Below are 24,569 nucleotides of genomic sequence, written 5' to 3'. Positions count from 1 at the left end.
CGCGCACGGTGCGTGCGGCGCCCGTCCGGCTCAGGCCCGGACGCCCAGGTGGTCCAGCAGCTCGACCTCGATGCGGTCCAGGTCGTGCGAGATCGTGCGGAACGCCGCCTTGCGGCGGGCGGCCGGCATGTTCTCCGCGGCCCGGACGGCGGCGGCCAGGTCGTGCAGCCGCGGCTCGGTCTCGTCGGCGAACCGCTTCGCGTTCGCGTCCCGGTCGGTGGTGCCGTCCGCGCGCAGCTCGGCGATCGTCCGCGAGATCCGGGACAGCCGTGCGTGCAGCTTCCCGCCGGGGCCCGAGTAGCCGCCCAGCTCGTCCGGCGAGACGCCGAGCCGCCGGGACCGGTGGTCGTCGAGCCGGTGCCGCAGCGTGCCCGCGGCGGCCATCGCGTACGGGGCCACCAGCGGCGCCACGATCTTGGCGATGCCGAGGTAGCGCTGCACCCGCTTGGCGTTCCACTCGCGGGCGGCGCGCTCGCGCTCGGCGTCCTTCGCGGCGCGGGCCTCGCTCTTGAGCCGGCCCTTCTCCGCGGCCTGCGCGGCCTTGGCCTCGGCCTTGCGGGCGCCGGCGTCCGCCTTCGCGGCGGTCTTCGCGGTCTTCCGGTCGGCCGAACGCGCCTTGAGGTCGGCCTCGCTGAGCAGACCGTTCGCGGCGGCGGCGACCGAGTGCGTGCCCGAGTCCACCGCACGACGGGTGGTCCGGGCCGCCCGCCGGCCCGCCTTCTCGGCGCGGCGGCTCGCCGACTCGGCCCGGCGGCGCGCCTTCACGGCCCGGCGGTGCAGCTTCTCCGACGCCAGGTCCGCGGTCTCCTTGGTGAACTCGGCGGTCTGCACGGCGGCGGTGTGCACCCGCTCGGACGCGTCGACCGCCGCCTCCCTGGTCGCCGCGGCGGCGCGCTCGCCGGCGCGCGGCTTCCTGCGCAGCAGTCCCATGTCGTGTCCTCCCGGGGTCGGTCCGACCACAGTTGATCGCGATGTCGTCGCCGGAGCCTAAGGCCCGTCCCACCGCCCGCGCAGGTCCGACACCGCGGAGTGACGGCGTCGTCCACCGGATCGGTACCCGTCGGAACTGTCGGGGACGGTCTCTACCCTCGACCACCGTGAGCACCTCGACCGGATCCCGTGCGGCGCCGCGCGTCCTGCTCGACGCCGCCGCGCTGACCGGGTGCCGCCGCCGGGTGCACCTGGACCACGACCCGTCGGCGAGCGGTGCACCCCGGGCCCTGCCCGACCCCGCGATCGAGCAGCGCCGGGCCGACGCGGCCGCGCACCGCGCGCGGATCGGCGAGCTGCTGGCCGGCACCTGGGGCGGGGACTGGGCGAGCACCTGGCCCGGCGGCGCGACGGGCCCGGCCACGGCGGAGGGTCCGGCGGGCGTCCCGGTCGCGGCCGCGTCCGACGGCGAGGCGTCCGGGCCACCCGCCGGGTCCCGCGCGGCGCGGGCCGCCCGGACGGCGGAACTGGTGGCGGCGGGCACCCCGCTGATCTGGGGTGCCGTGCTCCCGCTCGACGACGACCGCCGCGGCACCGCGGAGCTCCTGGTGCGGGCGCCCGGCGGCGGCTACGTCCCGCTGCTCGTCGTGCGGCGGCGCATCACCGATCCCGGCGAGGGCGCCCGGACCACGGCGGTCACCGACCCCTGGCCGCAGCGCGCCCGGCACGACCCGGACCGCAAGGTCCGCTCGCAGCCCCGCGACCTCCTGGCCCTGGCCCAGCTGACCCGGCTGCTGGAGGCCGCGGGCTGGGCGCCGCCGGAGCCCGCGCCGCGGCTCGGCGGGGTGATCGGGCTGGATGCCGACGTCGTCGTCTGGCACGACCTGGACACCGGGCACTGGCCGGGTGGGCGTTCCACCCTGGAGGAGTACGACGTCCGGTTCGCCGACCGCGCCGCGGTCGCCCGGTCGGCCGCGGCCGGGGGGCCGGCGCTCGCGGCGCCGTCGCGGATCACCGAGTGCCGCCGCTGCCCTTGGTGGCCCACGTGCGAGGCCGCCCTGGAGAGCGCCGACGACGTCAGCCTGGTCGCCCACGGCGAGACGGCGCGGCTGCTGCGGTCGGCCGGTGTGGCGACCGTCGCCGGACTGGCCGGGCTGGATCCGGCCGACCCGCCGTCGGAGCTGGCCGCGCCGTTGCCCGGACCGCCGTTCGGGGATCTCGTGGCACTGGCGCGGGCCCGCAGGCACGGGCTGGCCGTGGCCCGCCGGGTGCCGCGGGTGGAGGTGCCGCGTGCCGACGTCGAGGTCGACGTCGACATGGAGAGCTTCGGCGAGTCCGGCGCGTACCTCTGGGGAGCGTTGCTGTCGCTGCCCGGCGGGGCGCGCGACGGCGACCCCGACCCGGGCTACCGCGCGTTCGCCACCTGGGACCCGCTCCCCACGCGCGACGAGGGCCGCTCGTTCGGCGAGTTCTGGACGTGGCTGTCCGGGATCCGCGCGGCCGCCCGCGCGTCGGGCCGGTCGTTCGCCGCCTACTGCTACAACGAGCAGGCCGAGAACCGGTGGATGCTGTCGTCGGCGCACCGGTTCGCCGGGATGCCCGGCGTCCCGACCGAGGCACAGGTCCGCGAGTTCATCGAGGACCCGTGCTGGGTCGATCTCTACGGCGTCGTGTCGACCTGGTTCCTGTGTGCGCAGGGCAAGGGACTGAAGAAGATCGCGCCCGCGGCGGGCTTCTCCTGGCGGGACCCGGAGGCCGGCGGGGAGAACTCGATGCGGTGGTACCGCGACGCCGTCGCGCTGGAGGGCGGCGAGCCCGATCCCGCGCAGCGCGAGCGGCTGCTCGGCTACAACACCGACGACGTGCTGGCGACCCAGGCGCTGCGGGAGTGGATGTCGTCGGATCGGGTGCTCGAGGTGCCACTGGTGACGGAGCTGACCGACCTGCCCGTGTGACGATGCGGGGCGTGGCTCCCCGTGGATACGACCGGATCGGCCCGCGTGGCGCGGTCAGCAGCACCCACCATCTCGGCACCGCCGCCGCGGCGACCGTGCTCGCCCGGGGCGGAAACGCCTTCGACGCGGCGGTGAGCTGCGGGTTCGTCCTGCAGGTCGTCGAACCGCACCTGTGCGGCCCCGGCGGTGAGCTCCCCGCGGTGTTCGTCACCGCCGCCGACCCGTCCCCGACGGTGCTGTGCGCCCAGGGCGTCGCCCCGGCCGCGGCGACGATCGACCGGATGCGCGACGCCGGCTGCGAGACCGTCCCGGGGACCGGCCTGCTCCCGGCCACCGTTCCCGGCGCCTGGGACGGCTGGCTGACCCTGCTGCGGGACCACGGCACCTGGGAGCTCGCCGACGTGCTCGAACCGGCGCTCGGCTACGCCGCGGGCGGGTTCCCGCTGGTCCCGCGGATCTCCGCCGCGCTGGCGACGGTCGCCGGCCACTTCCGCGCGCACTGGCCGACGTCGGCGGCGACCTGGCTGCCCGACGGCCGCGTCCCGGCACCGGGCGAGACCGTCCGGCTCCCCGCGCTGGCCGAGACCTGGCGGCGGCTGCTCGCCGCCGCGACCGGCCCGAGCAGGGAGGCGCGGATCGACGCGGCCCGCGACGCCTGGTACCGCGGCTTCGTCGCCGAGGAGATCGGACGCTTCTGCGCGACCACCCCGGTCCGCGACGAGACGGGGCTCGACCGCACGGGCCTGCTCACCGCCGACGACCTGGCCGGCTGGTCGGCGCACTACGAGCCGGCCCTGGTCGCCGACGCGGGCCGGGGCTGGTCGGTGGCCAAGTGCGGGCCGTGGTCGCAGGGCCCGGTGCTGCTGCAGCAGCTGCGGCTGCTGGCCGGTACCGGCGTCGAGCTGCCCGGCGGTGTCGCGACCGCGGACACCGTGCACCTCGCCGCCGAGGCCGCGAAGCTGGCGTTCGCCGACCGGGAGGCCTGGTACGGCGACCCCGGCGGCGACGGCGTCGTCGCGGACCTGCTCTCCGATCCCTACACCGACGCCCGGCGGGCGCTGCTCGGAGCGACGTCCGATCCCGGGCTGCGGCCGGGTTCCCCGGGCGGGCGCGAGCCGCGGATCGGCCGCCACGCCGCCACCCCGGGTGCCGCCCGCGGCTCGGGCACGGAGGGGCCCGGCACCGGCGAGCCGACGGTGAGCCGGGACGGGGTCGCCCGCGGGGACACCGTGCACGTCGACGTCGTCGACGCCGCCGGGAACATGGTCTCGGTGACGCCGTCCGGTGGCTGGCTGCAGTCCTCGCCGACCATCCCGTCGCTCGGGTTCTGCCTGGGCACCCGCGGTCAGATGTCCTGGCTGGAGGAGGGCCTCGCGAGTTCGCTGGCCCCGGGCCGGATGCCGCGGACCACGCTCAGCCCGTCGCTGGCGCTGCGCGACGGCGAGCCCGCGGTCGCGTTCGGGACCCCGGGCGGCGACCAGCAGGACCAGTGGCAGCTGTGCTTCCTGCTCGCGATGATCCACGGTGACCTGGACCTGCAGGCCGCGATCGACGCCCCGGCCTGGCACTCGACGGCCTTCCCGGCGTCGTTCGCGCCGCGCGGGTGGGAGCCGCACGGGCTGGTCGTCGAGTCGCGGCTCGGCGCGGCGACCCTGGCGTCGCTGCGGGACCGCGGGCACGCGGTCGACGACGCCGGGCCGTGGGCGCTCGGGCGGATGTGTGCGGCCGGCCGGGGCGACGCGGTGCCCGGTGGCGGTGGCGCCGGGACGCTGCACGCGGCGGTGGACCCGCGGTCCGGGGTGGGCGCCGCGATCGCGGTGTAGCGACCGGCCGTGCACTCGGGCGTTCGACGGGAACGGCCCGGCACCCCTCCTGCTCGGGTGCCGGGCCGTTCCACGTGGAACCCCTACCGGGGGTCACCCTCCCGGACGTGCCGGCCGTTGCCGTTCGGCGACGGGACGGGGCCGGGCTCGTCGAGCGGGTGCGGGAACTCCACGTCGGAGTGGGTCACCCGGCCCGGCTCCAGCGCGACGACGGTCGCCACCGGCGGGTAGCCGCTGGTCGCGAGCGTGTAGCTCCCCGCGGCGAGGCCCTCGAAGGTGAAGGTGCCGTCGGGTCCGGACAGCCGCGACCCGACGACCGCACCCTCGGAGTCGATCAGGGTGGCGAGCGCCTGGCCGACCGGCAGGCCGTCCGGTGCGGCGGTCACCCGGCCGGTGAGGCGCGAGCGCTGCGGCAGCCGCAGGTCCTGCAGTGCGGAGCCGGTGGCCGGGACCTCCACCCCGACCGCGACCGGATCGACCCCCTCGCCGACGGCCGTCAGCGTGTACCGCCCGGACGGCACCCCGGTGAGGGCGTAGCGCCCGGCCTCGCCGGAGCGGCCCGACGCGGCGACGTCGCCACCGGCGTCGATCAGCGAGACGGTCACGCCCGCCGCGCCGTGGCCGGCCGCGTCCTGCACGGTCCCGTGGATCCCGCTGCCACCGGCCAGCCGCACGTCGTGCCGGACGGGCTCGGTGCCCACCGACACCGTCGCGGCGTGCGGCGGCAGCGCGCCGGAGGCGGCGACGACCAGGTAGCGGCCCGGGCCGTCGAGCGCGATCCGGTAGTGGCCGTCGTCGTCGGTGGTGGTGCGGCCGACCTGGTCACCCGACAGCCGGGCGACGGTGACGACCGCCCCGGTGAGCGCGTCACCGGAACCGTGCTGCACGCGTCCGGTGACGGCCGGGCCGCCGCCCCGGGCCGGCGGGGCCGCCGCGGGCGCGGGCGGCGCGACCGGTGCGGCTGCCGGCTGCCCGGTGGCGGGAGCCGGGTGTGCGGCGCCGTCGGGCTGCGGCGTGCCGTTGCGGGAGCCGTCGGCACGGCCGATCACCGGGATCGGCGTGGTGGGCGGGGCGTCGATCGCGCGGCCGGGCTCGACGCCCGCACCGCGACCGGCCGGGGCGGGCACCGGGGCCGCGGTCGTCGCGTCACCGGTGGGGAGGCTCGCCGACGCACCGGCCTGGGCCTCCGCCCGCGCGGCCTGCGCACCGGACATCGTCCGCAGCGGCAGCTCCTTCACGAACAGCACCAGCACGAACGCGGCCGCGATCACGACGGCGGCGATGAGGAACGCCAGCGTCATCGAGCTGGTGAAGCCCTCCTGGAAGGGGGCGGCGAGCCGCGGGTCGATCTGCTGCAGGAACGACGAGTCGCTCAGCACCGACGAGTTGATCGCGCCGGTCTGCAGCCCCTCGACCACCTGCCGGTTCGCCGGGTCGGCGAGCACGGCCGGATCGGTCACCGCCGCCTGGAAGCCTGCGGTGCCCATCGCGGAGCGCAGCGCCTCACCGATCCGGTCCCCGGCGGTGGAGAACACCACCGAGAGGAACACGGCGGTGCCCAGCGTGCCGCCCATCTGCCGGAAGAAGGTGACGGCCGAGGTCGTCACGCCCATGTCGCGGGCCGGCATCGCGTTCTGGACGGCCAGCACCAGGGTCTGCATGCACAGGCCGAGGCCGAGGCCGAGGACCGCCATCGTGGCGAAGAGCTGCGGCAGCGGGATCTCCGGTGTGACGGTCAGCCACAGCAGCACCATCGCGACGGTGATCAGCGCGGTGCCGATCACCGGGAAGATCTTGTAGCGACCGGTCCGCGAGGTCAGCTGGCCGGACAGCACCGAGGCGACCATGATCCCGCCGACCAGCGGCAGCATCATGAAGCCGGCCTCGATCGGCGTCGCGCCGTGCACGATCTGCAGGAACTGCGGGAGCAGTGCGATCCCGCCGAACATCGCCATGCCGATCATCAGGTTGATGACGCTGGACAGCGAGAAGACACCGGTGCGGAACAGCCGGAGCGGGAGCAGCGCGTCGTCGCCGTAGGCCCGCTCGGCCAGCAGGAAGAGCAGCAGCCCGATCCCGCCGATGACGTAGCAGACGATCGAGTTCGTGGAGTCCCAGCCCCACTCGCGGCCCTGCTCGGCGACGATCAGCAGCGGCACCAGGCACAGCGCCAGCGCGATCGCGCCGGGCCAGTCGATCCGCGCCTTCCGCGGGACGTGCGGGATGTTGAGCACCCGCTGCACGACGACCAGGGCGATCAGTCCGATGGGGACGTTGACCAGGAAGATCCAGCGCCACCCGTCGATCCCGGCGATGGTGTCCACACCGGACAGCAGGCCGCCGACGACCGGGCCGATGACGCTGGACGTGCCGAACACGGCCAGGAAGAAGCCCTGGTACCGGGCCCGCTCCCGCGGCGGCACGATGTCACCGAGGATGGTCAGCGCCAGCGACATGAGGCCACCGGCGCCGAGGCCCTGCAGCGCACGGAACGCGGCGAGGGAGTACATCGACCAGGCCAGGGTGCAGGCCACCGAGCCGATCAGGAAGATCGAGATCGCGGTCATGAACAGCGGCTTGCGGCCGAAGATGTCGGAGAGCTTGCCGTAGAGCGGCGTCGTGATCGTGCTGGTGATGAGGAACGCCGTGGTCGCCCAGGCCTGCAGGGACAGGCCGGAGAGGTCGTCGGCGATCGTGCGGATGGCGGTCGACACGACCGTCTGGTCCAGGGCGGCCAGGAACATTCCCAGCATCAGTCCACCCAGGACGGTGAGGATCTGCCGGTGCGTCAGCTCTCCGTCGGCGCTCGCGGCGGCGGGCCGCGCAGCGGCGGCAGCGGTGGACATTCAGGACTCCCGTGCTTCGAAGGTCTGGTAGTCGTCGAGGAAGCGGTCGAGCAGCGTGGTCAGCGCGACGCGGTCGGCGGGGTCCCACCCGCCGAGCACCTCGGCGATCACGTGGGCGCGGCGCCGTCGCTCGGTCTCGATCACCCGGACGCCCTCGTCGTTGGCGGCGAGCAGCGAGGCGCGGCCGTCGCCGGGGTCGGCGCGGCGCTCGACGAGGCCGGCCTTGACCAGCGCCGAGACCTGGCGGCTGATCGTCGAGGGGTCGGAGTGGAAGGCCGCCGCGATCTCGGTGGCCCGTTGCGGTCCGCCGAAGTGCAGGTGGGCCAGGACGTGGTAGCCGGCCATGTCGACGATCATGTCGGGGCGGTGCCGCTCCGCCGACCTCTTGACCTGGCGGACCAGCATGAACAGCTCGCGGACCACGGTGTCGGCGAGCTCGATGTCGGCCTCGTCCGGCTCGGCCGTCGCGGGCTTCGCGGTGCTCATCGCGCGCCCCTCTCCCGGTGGTGCATGTATCACGCAACTAGTTGACGGATGCAAGGATGCGCTTCTGCGTTGCGCAATGCAAACCGGTTCGCTGTGACCTCCACCATGGGCCTGCCGTGCCGGTACGACCCTGCCTCGGCGGACCCGGCTCGGCCGGGCGAAGGGGATGGCGCACACCGGACGGCGCGGTCGTCGTCACCCGGCTGCGGCCGGCGTGGTGACGCGCCACTAGCCTCGCGGGTGATCCGTCTCGCTCCCCGGGAGGACCGTCCGTGCGCATCCGTTCCCTGACCGGCACCGTCCTGCTCGTCCTGATCGGCGCGCTGCTCGCCGGATGCGCGCAGCCCGGCCAGCTCGGCCATCCCGACGACCCCGCCGCCGCTCCCGCCGGGGAGTCCGCACCGGCGCGGGGACCGTCCACCGGTCCCGGGGAGGAGCCGGCCGAGGTGCCCGGTGTCCCCGCGGTCCCGGTCGCCCAGGCCGGGTCCGACGCCCGGGGCACGCTGGAGCGGCCGATCGAGATCGGCACGCCCGGCCCGTCGGAGCTGCTGGTGCGGACCGAGGTGCTGCAGCCCGGTCAGGCCACCGGATGGATCCGGCACCCCGGCACGGCCGTGTCGGCCGTCCGCTCCGGCACCGTGACGGTGCAGCGGGCCGGCCGCTGCGAGCCGCAGACGTTCGGGGCCGAGCAGGCGTTCTTCCTCGGTGACGGCGAGCCGAACGAGCTCCGCAACGACGGGGCCGAGCCGGTCGTCCTGACCCGCTCCGAGCTGCTGGCGCCCGGCGTCCCCGAGCGGGAGTCCACCGAACCGGCCTGCTGACGTCCGGGCGCTCCCGCGCGGACACTCGGTTCTGTCGGTGACCTGTGGGAACATCGACTCGGGTACGGGCAGGGGAGCGGAGACCTTGGCGACGAAGACGGTCATCGCGGCGGACTACCGCGAGTGGCAGGTCCAGCGGCGGATCGAGTGGGCGACGCCCGCTGTGGGCGACGAGTTCGAGCACGACGTGGACGCCGGCAGCGGCGCCGTCGTGCTGATCCTCTCCTCGCTCGCCTTCTTCTGGCTGATGCTGCTGGTCTGGGTCCCGGACAACGTGATCTTCCCGTGGTTCTACTGGCTCGTCGTGGTCGTCGGGCTGGGCTTCTTCCCGGCCCGCTGGCTGCTGCGGCGCCCGTTCACGATCACCGCGAAGACCCAGGGCGGGTACGACCTGCCCCCGGAGAGCTGGACCGGGATGGTCCGGGGGCTCGCGACCGCGCGCGAGGAGACCCGGGTGGTCGTGCGCAGCCTGAAGAACCGGTCCACCCCGGGCCACGCGGACAGCCCGTTGCAGCCGATGAACTAGGAGGCGCGCGGTGCCGGAACTCCCCGAGGTGGAGGCGCTCGCCCACCACCTGCACGAGCACGCGGTGTACCGCCCGGTGGCGCGGGTGGACGTGGCCTCCATGAGCGCGCTCAAGACGTTCGATCCCGCGGTGTCCGCCCTGGTGGGCCGCGTGGTGACGGGTGCGTCCCGGTACGGCAAGTTCCTGTCGGTCGACTTCGCCGACCGGCCGGACGACGGCGAGCTGCACCTGGTCACCCACCTCTCCCGGGCGGGATGGCTGCGCTGGCACGCCACGGCGGGCGCCACCCCGCCCAAGCCCGGCCGGGGTCCGCTGCAGCTGCGGGTGCACCTCGACGCCGTCGGCGGCCCGGGTTTCGACCTCACCGAGGCCGGAACCCAGAAGCGGCTCGCCGTGTACCTGGTCGACGACCCCGCCCTGGTCCCCGGGATCGCGAAGCTCGGGCCGGACGCGCTCGAGCTGACCCGCCCGGGCCTGGACGAGCTGCTCGACGGCGACACCCGCCGGCTCAAGACGCTGGTGACCGACCAGTCGACGGTCGCCGGGATCGGCAACGCCTACTCCGACGAGATCCTGCACACCGCCCGGTTGTCGCCGTACGCGACGGCCGGCCGGCTGACGACCGAGCAGCGCGACGCGCTGTTCGAGGCCGTGCACGGGGTGCTCGCCGACGCCGTCGGCCGGTCGGTCGGGCAGGGCGCGGCCGAGCTGAAGGGCGAGAAGCGCTCCGGTCTGCGGGTGCACGCCCGCACCGGGCTGCCCTGCCCGGTGTGCGGTGACACCGTCCGGGAGGTCTCCTTCGCGGAGAGATCGTTCCAGTACTGTCCCACCTGTCAGACCGGTGGCAAGCCGCTCGCCGACCGGCGGCTGTCCCGGTTGGTGAGGTAGGTGCGGGTGGAGTCGGGGGTGCTCGCCGTCGTCGACGGCACGACGGTGCTGACGCCGTCGCTGGTGCTGCTGCTGGCGGTCGTCGTGGTCGTCCTCGCGGTCGCAGTGTTCGTCTTCCTCTGGCAGCGCAACCGCCGCAACAACATGGTCTCCCCCCTGGCGAAGGCCACGTTCTCGGCGCTGCACACGGTGGCGCTGGCCGCGCCGGTGCTGCGCGAGGGGCTCTCGGCGCGTTCGGCGTCGCAGGCGTTGCCCTACCTGCGCCAGCTGCTCGAGACGACCGCGATGGCGATGACCGACTCGCGCGGCACGGTCCTGGGCTGGGACGGCAGCGCCGACCAGCACCAGCAGGACGTCCAGACGCTCGCCGACCGGGTGGTCTCCACCGGCCGGATGGAGCTGATGAGCCACACCTCCATCAAGTGCAGCCAGCCCGGCTGCGAGGTCCGCGGCATCGTCGTCGTGCCGCTGGAGAGCGACGGCACCATCATCGGCACGCTGGCCGCGCTCACGCCGGCGACCGCGGGGCCGCCCGTCCTGCGGGCGACCGGCGAGGTCGCCCGGTACGTGTCGAGCCAGCTGGAGCTGGCCGAGCTCGACGACTCGCGGGCCCGGCTGAACCGGGCCGAGGTCCGTGCGCTTCGGGCGCAGATCTCGCCGCACTTCGTCTACAACGCGCTGACCACGATCGCGTCCTTCATCCGGACCGACCCGTCCCGTGCCCGCGAGCTGCTGATCGAGTTCGCCGACTTCACGCGGTACTCGTTCCGTTCCGCCGGCGAGTACACGACGCTGACCGACGAGCTCGACAACATCCAGCGCTACGTGCAGCTGGAGAAGGCCCGGTTCGGCAACCGGCTCAACATCCGGCTGCAGATCGACGACGAGATCAAGAACGTGGTCCTCCCGTTCCTGGCGTTGCAGCCGCTGGTGGAGAACGCGGTCCGGCACGGCCTCTCCGGCAAGCCGAACGGCGGCACCGTCACCATCCGCGCGGAGAACGCCGGGTCCGAATGCGTGATCGTCGTGGAGGACGACGGGGTCGGCATGGACCCGGCCCGGCTGAACGAGGACCTCGACGACGCCCACCTGTCCGGAGCCCACGTCGGCCTCGGCAACGTCGACGACCGGATGCGGTCGGCGTTCGGCGACAACTTCGGTCTGGTCGTCGACACCAACGTCGGCGCCGGTATGAAGATCACCTTGCGGGTGCCCAAGTTCCGGGCGGGCATCCGGGCCTGACGGCCCCCGGTGCTGCTCCGCACGGGTGGTGGATCGGCTGCCCACTGTGCCGATCCGGTCACCAGCGGTCACCCAGCGCTCCCGCGTACGGTGGACGGGCATGGACGTCCTGCGCATACCGGCCGCCGTCACCTCCCGGTTGCCCGGCAAGCTCGGTGAGACCGTCGGAGCCGCCGGGGCGCCGGTGGTCTCGGTGGTCCGGCTGCACGGTGTGATCAGCGCCCAGGCCGCACCGGTGCCCCGCCAGGTGCTCAACGCCGCCTCGGTCGAGAAGGTGCTGGAGCGGGCGTTCGCCCCGGACCGGCTCGCCGCCGTCGCCCTGGTGATCAACTCGCCGGGTGGCTCGCCGACCCAGTCCCAGCTGATCGGTGACCGGATCCGCAGCCTGGCCGCGGAGGCCGAGGTGCCGGTACTGGCGTTCTGCGAGGACGTCGCCGCCTCCGGTGGCTACTGGCTCGCCTGCGCCGCCGACGAGATCTACGCCTGCTCCACCTCGATCGTCGGCTCGATCGGCGTCGTCAGCGCCGGGTTCGGGCTCGACGGCCTGATCGACAAGTGGGGCGTGTCCCGCCGGCTGCACACCGCCGGCGGCTCGAAGTCGCGGCTGGACCCGTTCCTGCCGGAGAAGGCCGAGGACGTCGCCTGGCTCACCGGCCTGCAGGAGCAGCTGCACGAGCGGTTCACCGGCTGGGTCCGCGAGCGCCGCGGCGACCGGCTCGCGGGGGACACCGAGCTGTTCGACGGCGAGGTGTGGCTCGGTGAGCGCGCCCGCGAGCTCGGGCTCGTCGACGGCATCGGCACCGTGCACGACGTCCTGGACGAGCGGTTCCCGGACGCCGAGCAGCGCCCGGTCGAGCAGCGCAGGCCGCTGCTCGCCCGGCTCGGGGCCGGTGGTGGCGCGGCCCGGGCTCACTCGTTCGGTGATCCGGCCGACGTCGCGTTCGAACTGCTCTCGGCGGTGGAGACGAAGGCCACCTGGGCCCGCTACGGGCTGTGACCCGGCGCCGGGTGACGCCCTGGAGGGGGCTGCCCGCCGTGTCCGGACGGTCACCGATCCGGTTCGTGCCCTGGCATCCGGCGCCTCGGCGCGTCACCATGGTCGCGGCGCCGGGCGATCATCACCGACGATGGGCTTCCGGTGCAGGCCCGAAAGCAGGATGAGGAGATCGTGGACAGCAACGACACCACTCGGGGACTCGTCGTGCTCGCGGTGGACGACGAGCAGCCCGCGCTCGAGGAGATGGCCTTCCTGCTGAACGACGAACCGCGGGTCGCGACCGTCCTGAAGGCGGGGGAGTCCACCGAGGCTCTGCGCATCCTGAACGGTCGCCGCGCGGGAGCGCCCGCTGGGGGCCAGTCCGGCCCCGGGGGCGGGACCGACGTCGCCGAGCAGACCGACATCGACGCCGTGTTCCTCGACATCCGCATGCCCGGGCTCGACGGCCTGGAACTCGCCCGGGTGCTCCAGAACATGGCCGTGCAGCCGGCGATCGTGTTCGTGACGGCGCACGACGACCGCGCCGTCGACGCCTACGACGTCGGTGCCATCGACTACCTGCTCAAGCCGCTGCGCACCGAACGGCTCTCGGCCGCGGTGGACCGCATCCTCGCGACCCGGCGTGCCGGGGCCGTCGAGCCGGTCCGCGAGGAGGGCACCGTCACGGGTGGCGGCGACGACGAGGTGATCCCGGTCGAGCTGGCCGGCACCACGAAGCTCGTCCCACGGTCCGCGGTGCGCTACGTCGAGGCCCAGGGCGACTACGCCCGGCTGCACACCACCGACGGCAGCCACCTCGTCCGGATCCCGCTGTCGGTGCTGGAGGACCGCTGGCGTGATGCCGGATTCGTCCGGATCCACCGCTCGTTCCTGGTGGCGCTGCCGCTGGTCACCGAGCTGCGGCTGGCCGGGTCCGGGTACGTCGTCCGGATCGGGTCCGGTGCGGAGACGGCCGAGCTGCCGGTCAGCCGCCGGCACACCCGTGAGCTGAAGGACCGTCTCGTCCGCGCGACCAAGCAGGCGTGGAGCCAGAGGTGAGCAGGCCCACCGGCGGCGTCCAGCCGTCGGTGCGTCCGAAGCCGGAGCAGGCGTCGGACACCCACGACGGGTCCGCGGACCCCTACGCCGGCGACGACCGCGCCGACGGCGCCGCGCACCCGGCCGGTCCCGGCGGCACGTCGTCCTGGCCGGGGGCCTCCGCCGACGGGCCCACCCCCGCCGACGGCCTCCCCCGCGGGGGTGCGCCGGGCGCCGTCCCGCCGCGCCCGCGCAGCCCGGACCTCTCGGCCGGTCACCCGCGCCCCGCCGAGCCCCCGCGCTCCGGCACGACCGGTGGGACACCACGTCCGGCGCCGCCGTACGCCACCGGCGCCGCGGAGCCGTCGCCCACGCCGCACCCCGGCGGGGAACGTCCCACCCCTGCTCCGCGGTCCACCGATGCCGGCGCCGCCGCACCGCACACCCCGCAGGAGACGAGCGACGCACCGGAACCGTCCGGCCGGTCCGGGCGGCGCGCCCGCCGTGACGACACCGGACCGGACTCCGCGTCCGACCCGGGTAGCGGTTCCGCGTGGTTGCAGCAGGAGATCGCCCGCCGGGTCGCCGGGAGGTCCGGGGAGTCCGGGCGGCACGCCCGGGTCGATCCCACCCGCGGTCAGGCCACGACACCGCAGGACGAGCCGGGCGACGGAGCGTCCGACGAGGCGGCCGACCTGCCCCGCGGCTCCGGCGCGACCCGCGCCGCGTCGTCACCCGCCGGCACGGCCGCCGCCGACGACGTCGACGCCCCCGCCGGTCGCGACGAGCGCGGCGACGATGCGCCCGCACCGTCCGCCGGCCCGCGCCGTCCGTCCGGTCCGCGGCCCCGCTCGACACGGATGCCCGACCCCTACGCCCCGGAGGGCGTGCGCGACGTCGCCGGGACCCCGTCAACCGGACCGGGCCCGTCCGACAGCGGCAAGCAGTGGCCGCCCGCGGACGGCGGCTCGGGGCTTCCCCGGCGGGTGCCGGGGGCGTCGTCGCCGGTCTGGGACCGGGGCTGGTCGCCCGATCCCGACGCGCTGCACGCCGGTGCCGCCACCGAGAACGGGACGGCCACCGAGGAACATCCGGAGACCCGGCCCGTCCCGACCCGGTGGACCGCGGCGGGGCGGCGCAGCACCCCCGCCCCCGTCGAGCCGACCGACGACGCCGCGGACGGGATCGTCTCGCTCCCCGGCCCGGCGGCCTTCGCCGATCCGGCCGGCGCTCCCGACGACGGGACGCGCGGGGTCCTGCCCGACGACCTCGGGGACCTCGACGACGGCGACGACCTCGACGACGGCGGCGACGACACGGACGACGCAGGCCGTCCGCACCTGCCGGAACACGAGACCGAACGCACCGAGATCATCTGGCGCGCCCCCGGCCTGGACGCCCCGGTCGCGCCCGCCCCCGCTCCCGACACGGGCGCGACACCGGCCGCTCTGGCCGTCTCCTCCCCGGCCCCGTACACCGGCGCCCGGCCCCGCCGCTTCGCCGCCGCGCCCACCGACGCCCCGGCCCCCGAGCAGGACGAGGCCGAGCAGGCCGACGAGGGTCCCGGCGCGGGCCGGGTCCGGATCGTGCTCTCCGAGCGCCGCTCGACGGCCCACTCGTCCCGCGGGCTCTCCGACGTGCAGGATCCGGGCGCGGTCGGCACCCTCCTGCGCAACTCGCTGGTCCGTACCCAGCTGCTGCTGACGCTGCGGGTCAGCCTGGTCGCACTGTTCGGGATCGGGATGCTCCCGGCACTGTTCATGGCCGTGCCGGCGCTGGGCGGGATCTCGGTCCTCGGCATCCGGCTCCCGTGGTTGCTGCTCGGCGTGCTCGTCTACCCGTTCCTGCTGGGCCTGGGCTGGTGGTATGTCCGGTCCGCCGAGACAGCCGAGCAGGAGTTCGCCGAGGACGTGGCCGATCGATGACCGTGACCGCCGTCGTCTCCCTGATCGCGATCGTCCTGGTCGCGGTGGTGTCCGGAGTGATCGGGTCGATCGCGCACCGCACCCGGCTCACCTCGGACTTCCTCGTCGCCTCGCGGTCGGTGCCGTCCCGGCTCAACGCCGGTGCGATCTCCGGCGAGTACCTGTCCTCGGCGTCGTTCCTCGGCATCGCCGGGCTGATCCTGCTCCAGGGGGTCGACGCCCTCTGGTACGCCGTCGGGTACACCGCCGGCTACCTGTTCCTGCTGCTGTTCGTCGCGGCCCCGCTGCGCCGGTCCGGGGCCTACACCGTCCCGGACTTCGCCGACGCCCGGCTCGCCTCGCCCGCGCTGCGCCGGGTGTGCACGAGCGTCGTCATCGTCATCTGCTGGCTCTACCTGCTGCCGCAGATCCAGGGCGCCGGACTGACGCTCGGGATCGTCACCGGGTTGCCGGACTGGATCGGCGCCGCCGCCGCGGGCGTGATCGTGCTGGCCACGGTGGCGCTGGGCGGCATGCGGTCGGTGACGTTCGTGCAGGCCTTCCAGTACTGGTTCAAGCTCACCGCGCTGGCCGTCCCGGTGGTCATCGGGCTGGCCGTCTGGTTCGGCGACTCGCACACCTTCGCCCGTGACGAGCCGCCCGAGTTCCGCGAGCCGACGACGGTCTCGGTGACCACCCCGGTCACCCTCGACGTCCGGCTCTCGGTCGACGTGACCGCCCGCGGCACCGTCGACGGGCAGCCGGTCGACGGCCCGCTCCGCTGGGTCGCCGGTTCCTCCCACGAGGTCGCCCCCGGCACCGAGCTCGACTTCGCCGCGGGGGAGCCGGTGCCGGTGACCAGCGGTTCCCCGTCCGACGACGAGAGCTGGCTGCGCCCCTTCGGCGGTGGCGAGCAGCACCAGCTGCTCGCCACGTACTCGCTGATCCTCGCGACGTTCCTGGGCACGATGGGCCTGCCCCACGTGCTCGGCCGCTTCTACACGAACTCCGACGGCCGCGCGGCCCGGCGCAGCGCCGTCCTCGTCATCGCGATGCTCGGTGGCTTCTACCTGCTGGTGACGCTGATGGGCGTGCTGTCCCGGGTGTACACGCCGCAGCTGCTGGTCACCGGCCGCACCGACGCGGCCGTCCTGCTGCTGCCGTCGGCGATCCTGGGCAGCGGTGTGCTCGGGATCCTGGTGGGCGGGTTGGTGGCGGCCGGGGCGTGGGCGGCGTTCCTGTCCACGGCGTCCGGGCTCCTGGTGAGCCTGGCCAGCGTCATCTCCACCGACGTCCTCGCCGGGCGCGGCAAGATGACCCGGCGCTTCCCGCTGGCCACGGTGCTGGCCGGGATCGTGCCGACGGTCGTCGCGCTGGTCCCGACCGGGCTCAACTTCGCCGAGGCCGTGGCGCTGGTGTTCGCGGTGGCGGCGTCGACGTTCTGCCCGCTGCTGATCCTGGGGATCTGGTGGCGCGGGCTCACCGACATCGGGGCGATCGCGGGCGTCGTCGTCGGCGGGGTCGCCTCGGCCGGTGCGGTGATCGCTGCCCTGGCCGGGCTGGACGCGTTCCTCCCGGGTGGCTCGGGCGGCTGGGCCGGTGTGCTGCTGTACCGGCCGGCGATCGTCAGCGTGCCGCTGGCCTTCCTGACCATGGTCGTGGTGTCGGAGCTGACCCGGTCGCGGCGCCCCGCGGACGCCGGTCAGGTACTGCTGCGCCTGCACGCTCCCGAACGTCTGGGGCTGATGCGTGATCGTTTGGATGACCGCACCTGAAGGGATACTCCGAACGGCTGACGCTGCGTAGCCGGAAGAGGCCACGTGTTGGGCCGGATCGGGGGACTTCGACGGTGTGCCGCGCAACGACGTTCCCCGCGCCGTGAGCTCGTCGTTGGGCAGGTGAAGTGTGTCCCCGAGGGGACGGCGTGGTCCCCACCGCGCCGGCCCCGGCTCCCCGCCTCCCCGTGATGTGAAAGGACCGGTGAACGGCGCCATGAGCAGCCCCGCTGAGCGCTCGACCGGCACGATCTACCAGCAGGTCCAGGCCAGCCCGGAGTTCCGTGCGTTCCGCGGTCGGCTCCGCCGCTACGTGTTCCCGATGACGGCGATCTTCCTCGCCTGGTACCTCGTCTACATCGGCCTCGCCGGCTATGCCCCCGAGTTCATGTCCATCCGCGTCACCGGGACGATCACCGTCGGCCTGCTGATCGGGCTCGGGCAGTTCGTCAGCACGTTCCTGATCACGACGCTGTACGTGCGGTTCGCGGAGCGCGAGATCGACGGCCCGGCCGCCGAGCTGCGGGCCCGCGTCGAGCAGGGCGGGGAGGTGCGGGCATGACGGCGACGACGCAGGTCCTCGCGCAGGCCGAGTCGGTCGGGTCGGTCACCGCGAACCTCGGGTTCTTCCTGCTGTTCGTGATCGTGACGCTGATGATCGTGCTGCGGGTCAGCCGCACCAACGCGACCCGGGCCGACTACTACACCGGCGGGCACGCGTTCACCGGCCCGCAGAACGGCACCGCGATCGCGGGCGACTTCCTGTCCGCCGCGTCGTTCCTGGGCATCGCGGGCGCGATCGCCCTCTACGGCTACGACGGGTTCCTCTACTCGATCGGCTTCCTGGTCGGCTGGCTGATGGCCCTGCTGCTGGTCGCCGAGCTGCTGCGGAACACCGGCCGGTTCACGATGGGCGACGTCCTGGCGTTCCGGATGCGTCAGCGCCCGGTCCGCGCGGCCGCCGCGACCTCGACGCTGGTCGTCTCGCTCTTCTACCTGATCGCCCAGATGGCGGGTGCCGGCGGCCTGATCTCGCTGCTGCTGCAGATCCCGAAGGACGACTCGTTCTCGCAGGCGCTGGTGATCATCGTCGTCGGCGGGCTGATGGTCGTCTACGTGCTGTTCGGCGGCATGAAGGGCACCACCTGGGTGCAGATCATCAAGGCGGGCCTGCTGCTCACCGGCGCGGCCGTGATGACCACCTGGGTGCTGGGCCGGTACGGGTTCGACCTGTCCACCGTGATGGAGCGGGCGACCGAGAACTCCGACCGCGGTGAGGCCCTGCTCAACCCGGGCCTGCAGTACACGAACAAGGTCGACTTCATCTCGCTGGGCCTCGCCCTGGTGCTGGGCACCGCGGGCCTGCCGCACATCCTGATGCGCTTCTACACGGTCCCGTCGGCCAAGGAGGCCCGCCGCTCGGTGGTCTGGGCGATCTGGCTGATCGGCATCTTCTACCTGTTCACGCTGGTGCTCGGGTACGGCGCGACGGCCCTGCTGCCGCCGGGGACGATCACCCGCGCGAACCAGAACGACGCCGCGCCGCTGCTCGCGTACGCGCTGGGCGGCGAGATCATGCTCGGCCTGATCTCGGCGGTCGCGTTCGCGACGATCCTCGCGGTCGTCGCCGGCCTGACGATCACCGCGTCGGCGTCGTTCGCGCACGACGTGTACGCCAACGTCCTGCGCCGCGGGCAGGCCTCGCCGGACTCCGAGGTGAAGGTCGCCCGCACGACGGCGCTGGTCATCGGGCTCGTCGCGATCGCGGGCGGGATCGTCGCGAACGGCCAGAACGTCGCCTTCCTGGTGGCACTGGCGTTCGCGGTGGCCGCGTCGGCGAACCTGCCGACGATCCTGTTCTCGCTGTTCTGGAAGCGGTTCAACACGACCGGCGCGCTGTGCAGCATCTACGGCGGTGTCGTGATCTGCGTCGGGCTGATCCTGGTCTCGCCCGCGGTCTCCGGGTCGCCGACCTCGATGATCCCGGGCGCCGACTTCGCGATCTTCCCGCTGTCGAACCCGGGCCTGGTGTCGATCCCCGCGTCGTTCCTGCTGGGCGTCATCGGGACCGTGCTCGGTGGCCGCGAGCGGTTCAACGCCGCCCGCTACGCCGAGATGGAGGTCCGCTCGCTGACCGGTGCCGGTGCGGTCCGGTCCACCGCACCGCCCAAGGAGGAGCCGCGGCCCACCGCCGTGCCGGCCTCCGAGCTGGCCGACCGGGCCGGCCACCGGCCGGTGCAGGACCGGTCGGCACAGGCACCGCGGCCTCCGCGCGACGGCCGTGACGGCCGCAACGGCGGCGAGCCGGGCATGCGGTCGCGGACCAGCAGCCAGGCGGGCGACCTGTTCGGCAACACCGGCCTGACCGGGACCCAGCCCGCGGTCGGCCCGTCCGGCCGGCCCGGGTGGCAGGGCGGGCAGGGGACCGGTGGGCACCGGGCGGTGCACGCCACCGGCGGGTACCGCCAGGCGCCGCCGGTGGACCCGAACGAGGTGACGATCCCGCACGGATCGCTCTACCGCGACGACCGGCGGAACTGACCCGTCGTCCGACGCGCCGGTCCGGGACCCCCGGGCCGGCGCGTCCGTCTCTCACCGGGTGTTGACGGTGGTGCGTGGCAGGATGGCGCCATGTCCGACCAGGTGCCCACCGTGAGCGTGTCCGACGTGCCCGCCGACGCCCCGTTGCTGGACGTCCGCGAGCTCGACGAGTGGACCGCAGGCCATGCCCCGGCCGCCCGTCACCTGCCGATGTCGGAGCTGGCCGGCCGGATGGGCGAGGTGCCCACCGACGACCCGCTCTTCGTCGTGTGCCGCTCCGGCGGCCGCTCCGGGCGGGTCGTCGCCTACCTCGCCCAGCAGGGCTTCCCCGCGGTGAACGTGGCCGGCGGGATGCAGGACTGGGCGGCCTCGGGTCGCGACGTGATCACCGACGACGGCAGCGCCCCCCGGATCGCCTGAGCCGTGTCCGTACCCGGGCGGATCCCGCCGCAGACCGGTGGCCGCGTACCGCCGCCGTGCCCGCGGTGCGGCCGGACGGCTCCGCCCGGCAGTGGTGCCTTCTGCCCGTGGTGCGGCCGGTACCTGGCGGCGCTGGACTGGGTGGCGACCGTGCCGGGCACCGTGTCCGATCCGGCGCCGGCGTCCGGCGGCACCGACCGCTACGCCGGTCCGCCCCGCTACCGGTCGGTGCCGGGATGGGGTCTGCCGGTCGGGCCGTGGCGGCGGCCCGTGTCGCCGGGCGACGGTCCGGCCCAGCCGATCGACCGGGCCCGGTGGCTGGCCGGCCAGCTGGTCCCGGTGCTGTGGGTGCTCGTCGTCGTGAGCGCGATCGCCGCGGTCGCGGAGGCGTGGCGGTACGGCCTGTTGCTGGTCAGCCGGTCCGACGCGCTGTCCCCGGTCGCCGTCGGCTGGTCCGACGCGATGGTCTGGTTCGGCGGCTGGTCCTCGGTGGCGGCGGTGATCGCGGCCGGTGTGCTGACCGTGTCCTGGAGCCTGTGGGCCTATCGCGCGGCGGCAGACCGGTCGGGGACGCGGGCCTGGCGCAGCCGTCGGTGGATCGTGGCCGGCTGGGTCGTGCCGGGCTGGAACCTCGCCGGCCCCGGATCCCTGCTGGCGGAGACCGAGCACGCGGCGCTCGGGCTGGAGCCGCAGCGCCGGCCCTCGCCGTCGCGGGAGCTGCTCGTGTGGTGGGGGCTCTGGATCGCGTCGCTGCTGCTCGCGACGGTCGCGCTGGTCTGGCGCTTCCGGTCGGGCACGCAGGCGCTGGCCGACGGGGTCGTGCTGCACGTGTGGGCGAACGCGGTCGCCGCGGTCACCGCGTACCGGACGATCCGCGTCGTCCGGTGGATCACCGGTCTGCTGGAGCCGGATCCACAGGGTCCGCGGGAGCTGCTGGTACGGGCGGTTCCGGGCGCGGCGCCGGGAGCATCGCCGACAGCGGCGCCACCCGCAGCGGAGCGGCCGGACCCGACACCACCGGAGCCGGCGGAGGCGCCTGCAGCTCGGTGACGGGCCGGTGTGGCGCGGTCGTCTCCACGGCCGCTTCGTCGACCGGTCCCGAGCTCACAGGGCCGGGGTGCACCGGATCGGCCGGAGCGCCGTCCGGCCGGGCCACCGACCACGCCGTCGAACCGGGCCGGACCGCGACCGAGGGTCCCGCGGTCAGCGCCGCCTCGGACACCGACCGCAGCTGCCTGCGGACCTTGGCCACCACCCGGTCCGGGCCACGCACGACCACGGACAGCGCGAGCAGCCCGCCGTGCGGGTCCGCGACGGTGTGCAGCACGTGCCGGTCCGGGCCCGCCTCGAGGACGAGCCCGAGCACGCCGCCCGAGCCGGGCGACAGCGCGAGCCCGATCCGGACCAGCTCGGCGTGTGCGGCGCCGCGCACCTCGTCCCGGTGGTCGTGCTCGGCGGCCCGGCCGTTGCCGAACCGGCCGGCCGCGGTGTCCGGGCCGCAGACGTCGAGCACCATGCCGCTGTCGACGTCGATCAGCGCGGCGGACCGGATCCTGGGGTCGCCGAGGAGCGGTCCGAGCACGGCGGCGAGGCCGTCGGTCCGGACCGCCACGGCATGCCGGTGACGTCCCATGCGGGTAGGCGGCTCCGCGCCGGTCAGCGCTGCTGCGCGGGGAAGTAGGTCTGGCCCTGCGCCTGCGGGGCGGACTGCGGGGACGCCATCGCGAACTGCTGCTCGATGACCCGCAGGTCGCGCCGGGCCATCGCCAGGTTCGCCTGGGCGCGGTTGAGGACGAGGTAGAAGAACAGCTGCTCGTCGGTGCCGCGGATGATCCGGATCAGGTGGTACTGGGTGTCCAGCGTGATCAGGATGTCCTCGATGGTCTCGCGCAGGCCGAGCTTCTGCATGACCTCGAGCTTCGTGCGGACGACCTCCGAGTTGCCGGGGGCCGCGACGTCGAGGTCGAACTCGGGGCTGCCGCCGCGGGAGCCGAGCGTCATGCCGCTGTCGAAGTCGACGATCGCGACCGCGAAGGCGCCCTTGATGTTGGCGGCCATGTCCAGCGAACGATCGATGTTGTTCATTACAGTTGCCTCCGCACGGCACAGAGCGCCGCGTTCGAGTTCGAGGGAGCCGACTCCTACGGCCATTCCTGCGGGGGGCCGGAACGGATCTTCGTCGATTTCACCGTGGAGAACGACAACGATAACCCTGAATTCCCGACCGTCAACCGTCCGTCGTGGGCGATCGATCCAGCCGGCGCAGGCCGGCCAGGATCCGGGCCATCGTGCGGAGATCGTCGGCCCATCCGCCACCCGGTCCGTCCGGCGGTCCGGACGGGACGGCGGCGGGCTCGTCGGCGGCCGCCCGCCCGGCGGGGCGGGGCGCCGGCGCGAGTGCCGCGGGCGGGGTCCCCGAGCCGCCGCCCGGACCGGGGCTCCCGGCGCGGGAGCGGGATCACCGGTCGCGGGGTCCGCTCCACCGCGGGGGCCGCGGCCTGCTCCGGCACGACGACGGCCGGGAGCCGAGGCATCGTGGACGCGGTCGCGTCCGTGAGGTCCGTCGCGGGAGGGGCCGGCTCCAGGATCGACGTATTCGCAGGTGGAGACGGGTCTGCCGGAAGGGCCAGCAGCGCCCGGCGGGCGAGCGCGAGGTTGCCGCGCACCCGGTCGACCCTGAGGTAGGCGAGCAGCGCCGTGCCGTCCCGGGGCAGCACACGGACGAGGTGGTACGCCTCGCCGGTGGTGATCACCGCGTCCTAGAAGGCTGGTCCGGTGCGCCCGGCCTCGGCCGATCCCCAGCCGAGCACCGCAGCGACGTCGTCCGGCACGGCGCCTGCCGGATCGTCGCTCCCCGCCGGCGGGTGCCCACCGTCCGGCTCCGGGTCGTGCCCGGTCGTTCCGTGCGCCGCGACGACGGTCCCGGCGACCGGATCGGCCAGGCACGCATAGCGCACGCCGGGAGCGTCCCATGCGCCGCGGAGCACTTCCGACCATGATTCCACCCGCATGATTTCACCACGAGGCCTGCGAGCGTTCTCCGATCCCCTCCACCGGTTCCCGCAATCCCTGGAACTGTGATTGCGCGCAGGCGTCGGCAATTCAGCGAACGGATCTCGTAGTACGTCGGACGGCGCAGTGGAAAAGCGTCCGTCCGGCTCAGCCGGTCAGGGCCAGCTCCGCCCAGCCGCGCATCACGAACCGCGGGCGGCGGACCGGTGTCCCGTGCACCGCGGCGCCGGGCAGTTCGCGCACCAGTGCCCGGAGCACCTCGGCGATCTCCAGCCGGGCCAGTGGCGCGCCGAGGCAGTAGTGCGCGCCGGCGCCGAAGCCCAGGTGGGGGTTGGGGGAGCGGCCCACGTCGAGCCGGTCGGCGTCGTCGCCGAACACGGCCGGATCGCGTCCGGCGGCGCCGAGCAGGGCCCCGATCCGGGTCCCGGCGGGCACCGGGTGTCCGCCGACGGTCGTGTCCGTCACGGCGGTGCGGTCGAACAGCTGCAACGGGGCGTCGAAGCGGATCAGCTCCTCGACGGCCGTACCGACCAGCGACGGGTCGGCGAGCAGCCGCTGCCACTGCTCCGGGTGCCGGAGCAGTGCGTACACCCCGTTGCCGACGACGTTCACCGTCGCCTCGTGGCCCGCCATGAGGAGCAGCACGGCGGTCCCGACGAGCTCGTCGTCGGAGATCCGGTCGGAGGACTCGTCGGCCGATCCGCGGACGGCGAGCAGGTCCCCGACGAGGTCCCGCCCGTCCGGGCCACCGGGTCCGCCGCCACCCGCGCGGCGCTCGGCGACGAGCTCGCGGAGCAGCGCGACGAACGCGGTGGAGGCCCGCTCGGCGGCGGCCCGGCCGTCGTCGCCGGGGTCGGGCTCGTACATCCGCACGATCGCGTCAGACCAGTCCCGCAGCGGCTCCCGCCGGTCCTCCGGCACCCCGAGCAGGTCGGCGATCACCGCGACCGGGAGCGGCTCGGCGACCAGCGCGACGAGATCGGCCGGCTCGCCGTCGCGCACCCGCCGGACGAGGTCGTCGACGAGCGCCTCGGCACGGGAGCGCACCAGCGGGGCCAGCCGCTCGGTGTGCCCGCGGGCGAACGCCGACGCCACCAGCCGTCGGAGGCGGGTGTGCGGTTCGCCCTCGCGCTCCAGCAGCGAGTTGCGGTGCAGCAGGTTGAACGACGCCAGCTCCGCCGCCGGCTCCGCGTCGGACCAGATCCGGCCCAGCCCGCGGTCGCGCAGGACGGCCGAGCACGCCGCATGACTCACCGCGACCGGGAGGCCGAGCCCGGGGTGGTCGTGCACCGGGCCCGCGGCGCGCAGCTCGGCGTAGGAGGGGTACGGATCGGCGAGGAAACCGGGGTCGGCCGGATCGAACGCATGCATGACCCGCTACCTTG

Annotated in this window: 19 protein-coding genes and 1 pseudogene; 14 read left to right on the top strand and 6 right to left on the bottom strand. The window is 74.6% G+C overall.

Annotation, left to right across the window (positions count from 1 at the left end; all coding sequences use genetic code 11):
- Positions 1-30: 30 nt before the first annotated feature.
- Positions 31-930, bottom strand: coding sequence for a DUF6474 family protein (locus AD017_RS13005; RefSeq protein WP_010231270.1), 900 nt, complete (start codon positions 928-930; stop codon positions 31-33).
- Positions 931-1,097: 167 nt separating this feature from the next.
- Between AD017_RS13005 and AD017_RS13000 the strand changes: the two genes are divergently transcribed.
- Together AD017_RS13000 and AD017_RS12995 are read left to right on the top strand one after the other, a co-directional pair.
- Positions 1,098-2,885, top strand: a complete 1,788-nt coding sequence (locus tag AD017_RS13000; RefSeq protein WP_060574385.1) for a TM0106 family RecB-like putative nuclease — start codon at positions 1,098-1,100, stop codon at positions 2,883-2,885.
- Positions 2,886-2,896: 11 nt separating this feature from the next.
- Positions 2,897-4,708 (top strand): gamma-glutamyltransferase family protein, encoded by a 1,812-nt coding sequence (locus AD017_RS12995; protein WP_227012737.1) that lies wholly within the window; start codon positions 2,897-2,899, stop codon positions 4,706-4,708.
- Between the two features lie 83 nt (positions 4,709-4,791).
- Here the strand turns inward: AD017_RS12995 and AD017_RS12990 are convergent, their stop codons facing one another.
- Entirely contained in the window at positions 4,792-7,554 is a 2,763-nt protein-coding gene (locus AD017_RS12990; RefSeq protein ID WP_060574383.1) for an MFS transporter, read from the bottom strand.
- Positions 7,555-8,040: a MarR family winged helix-turn-helix transcriptional regulator gene (locus tag AD017_RS12985; RefSeq protein ID WP_010242579.1), complete on the bottom strand. Its 486-nt coding sequence runs from the start codon at positions 8,038-8,040 to the stop codon at positions 7,555-7,557.
- Between the two features lie 272 nt (positions 8,041-8,312).
- Here AD017_RS12985 and AD017_RS12980 point away from each other — a divergent pair, with 272 nt between their 5' ends.
- The 12 genes and pseudogenes from AD017_RS12980 to AD017_RS12925 all read left to right on the top strand — a co-directional run bounded on the left by AD017_RS12980 (position 8,313) and on the right by AD017_RS12925 (position 21,222).
- Complete coding sequence (locus AD017_RS12980) at positions 8,313-8,861, top strand: cupin domain-containing protein (RefSeq protein ID WP_060574382.1); 549 nt, start codon at positions 8,313-8,315, stop codon at positions 8,859-8,861.
- Between the two features lie 85 nt (positions 8,862-8,946).
- Positions 8,947-9,387 carry a hypothetical protein gene (locus AD017_RS12975; protein WP_010242575.1) on the top strand — a complete coding sequence of 147 codons (441 nt, stop codon included), beginning with the start codon at positions 8,947-8,949 and terminating at the stop codon, positions 9,385-9,387.
- Positions 9,388-9,397: 10 nt separating this feature from the next.
- Positions 9,398-10,276 carry an Fpg/Nei family DNA glycosylase gene (locus AD017_RS12970; protein WP_060574381.1) on the top strand — a complete coding sequence of 293 codons (879 nt, stop codon included), beginning with the start codon at positions 9,398-9,400 and terminating at the stop codon, positions 10,274-10,276.
- The gene (locus AD017_RS12965; RefSeq protein WP_010242571.1) at positions 10,277-11,518 is read left to right on the top strand and encodes a sensor histidine kinase; all 1,242 of its coding nucleotides are present in this window, start codon (positions 10,277-10,279) and stop codon (positions 11,516-11,518) included.
- A gap of 109 nt (positions 11,519-11,627) precedes the next feature.
- A complete protein-coding gene (locus AD017_RS12960; protein ID WP_369821686.1) occupies positions 11,628-12,515 on the top strand; it encodes a S49 family peptidase in 888 nt (295 codons plus the stop codon).
- 171 nt (positions 12,516-12,686) lie between these two features.
- Entirely contained in the window at positions 12,687-13,553 is an 867-nt protein-coding gene (locus AD017_RS12955; protein ID WP_010242567.1) for a LytTR family DNA-binding domain-containing protein, read from the top strand.
- On the top strand, positions 13,550-15,457 hold the full coding sequence (locus AD017_RS36250; protein WP_202968853.1) for a hypothetical protein: 1,908 nt from the start codon (positions 13,550-13,552) through the stop codon (positions 15,455-15,457). Before AD017_RS12955 ends, AD017_RS36250 begins: the two co-directional genes overlap by 4 nt.
- Entirely contained in the window at positions 15,454-17,211 is a 1,758-nt protein-coding gene (locus AD017_RS12945; protein WP_010224669.1) for a cation acetate symporter, read from the top strand. The genes AD017_RS36250 and AD017_RS12945 overlap by 4 nt, the downstream gene beginning before the upstream one ends.
- 217 nt (positions 17,212-17,428) lie before the next feature.
- Complete coding sequence (locus AD017_RS12940; protein ID WP_060576379.1) at positions 17,429-17,773, top strand: DUF485 domain-containing protein; 345 nt, start codon at positions 17,429-17,431, stop codon at positions 17,771-17,773.
- Positions 17,770-19,368, top strand: a pseudogene (locus AD017_RS12935) (cation acetate symporter); the annotation flags it as partial. The gene AD017_RS12940 and the pseudogene AD017_RS12935, both read left to right, overlap by 4 nt.
- 474 nt (positions 19,369-19,842) lie before the next feature.
- A complete protein-coding gene (locus AD017_RS12930; RefSeq protein WP_010232649.1) occupies positions 19,843-20,172 on the top strand; it encodes a rhodanese-like domain-containing protein in 330 nt (109 codons plus the stop codon).
- Between the two features lie 3 nt (positions 20,173-20,175).
- On the top strand, positions 20,176-21,222 hold the full coding sequence (locus tag AD017_RS12925; RefSeq protein ID WP_145982748.1) for a DUF4328 domain-containing protein: 1,047 nt from the start codon (positions 20,176-20,178) through the stop codon (positions 21,220-21,222).
- 606 nt (positions 21,223-21,828) lie between these two features.
- Here the strand turns inward: AD017_RS12925 and AD017_RS12920 are convergent.
- The 3 genes from AD017_RS12920 to AD017_RS12910 all read right to left on the bottom strand — a co-directional run bounded on the left by AD017_RS12920 (position 21,829) and on the right by AD017_RS12910 (position 24,555).
- Positions 21,829-22,257, bottom strand: a complete 429-nt coding sequence (locus AD017_RS12920) for a hypothetical protein (RefSeq protein ID WP_010232647.1) — start codon at positions 22,255-22,257, stop codon at positions 21,829-21,831.
- A gap of 674 nt (positions 22,258-22,931) precedes the next feature.
- The gene (locus AD017_RS12915; protein WP_060633620.1) at positions 22,932-23,129 is read right to left on the bottom strand and encodes a hypothetical protein; all 198 of its coding nucleotides are present in this window, start codon (positions 23,127-23,129) and stop codon (positions 22,932-22,934) included.
- Positions 23,130-23,331: 202 nt separating this feature from the next.
- Positions 23,332-24,555, bottom strand: a complete 1,224-nt coding sequence (locus AD017_RS12910; protein WP_010227540.1) for a cytochrome P450 — start codon at positions 24,553-24,555, stop codon at positions 23,332-23,334.
- Positions 24,556-24,569: the final 14 nt, after the last annotated feature.

It is taken from the genome of Pseudonocardia sp. EC080619-01, from assembly GCF_001420995.1.
In the GTDB taxonomy this organism is placed as follows: Bacteria; Actinomycetota; Actinomycetes; order Mycobacteriales; family Pseudonocardiaceae; genus Pseudonocardia.
This window is presented reverse-complemented; position numbering and strand designations above follow the sequence as displayed.

Bases quoted from the DNA above. Each gene is read 5' to 3' on its own strand.
- AD017_RS12920 (WP_010232647.1), bottom strand. From the start codon at position 22,257: ATGAACAACATCGATCGTTCGCTGGACATGGCCGCCAACATCAAGGGC.
- AD017_RS12990 (WP_060574383.1), bottom strand. From the start codon at position 7,554: ATGTCCACCGCTGCCGCCGCTGCGCGGCCCGCCGCCGCGAGCGCCGAC.
- AD017_RS12940 (WP_060576379.1), top strand. From the start codon at position 17,429: ATGAGCAGCCCCGCTGAGCGCTCGACCGGCACGATCTACCAGCAGGTC.
- AD017_RS12930 (WP_010232649.1), top strand. From the start codon at position 19,843: ATGTCCGACCAGGTGCCCACCGTGAGCGTGTCCGACGTGCCCGCCGAC.
- AD017_RS12985 (WP_010242579.1), bottom strand. From the start codon at position 8,040: ATGAGCACCGCGAAGCCCGCGACGGCCGAGCCGGACGAGGCCGACATC.
- AD017_RS13005 (WP_010231270.1), bottom strand. From the start codon at position 930: ATGGGACTGCTGCGCAGGAAGCCGCGCGCCGGCGAGCGCGCCGCCGCG.
- AD017_RS12910 (WP_010227540.1), bottom strand. From the start codon at position 24,555: ATGCATGCGTTCGATCCGGCCGACCCCGGTTTCCTCGCCGATCCGTAC.
- AD017_RS12945 (WP_010224669.1), top strand. From the start codon at position 15,454: ATGACCGTGACCGCCGTCGTCTCCCTGATCGCGATCGTCCTGGTCGCG.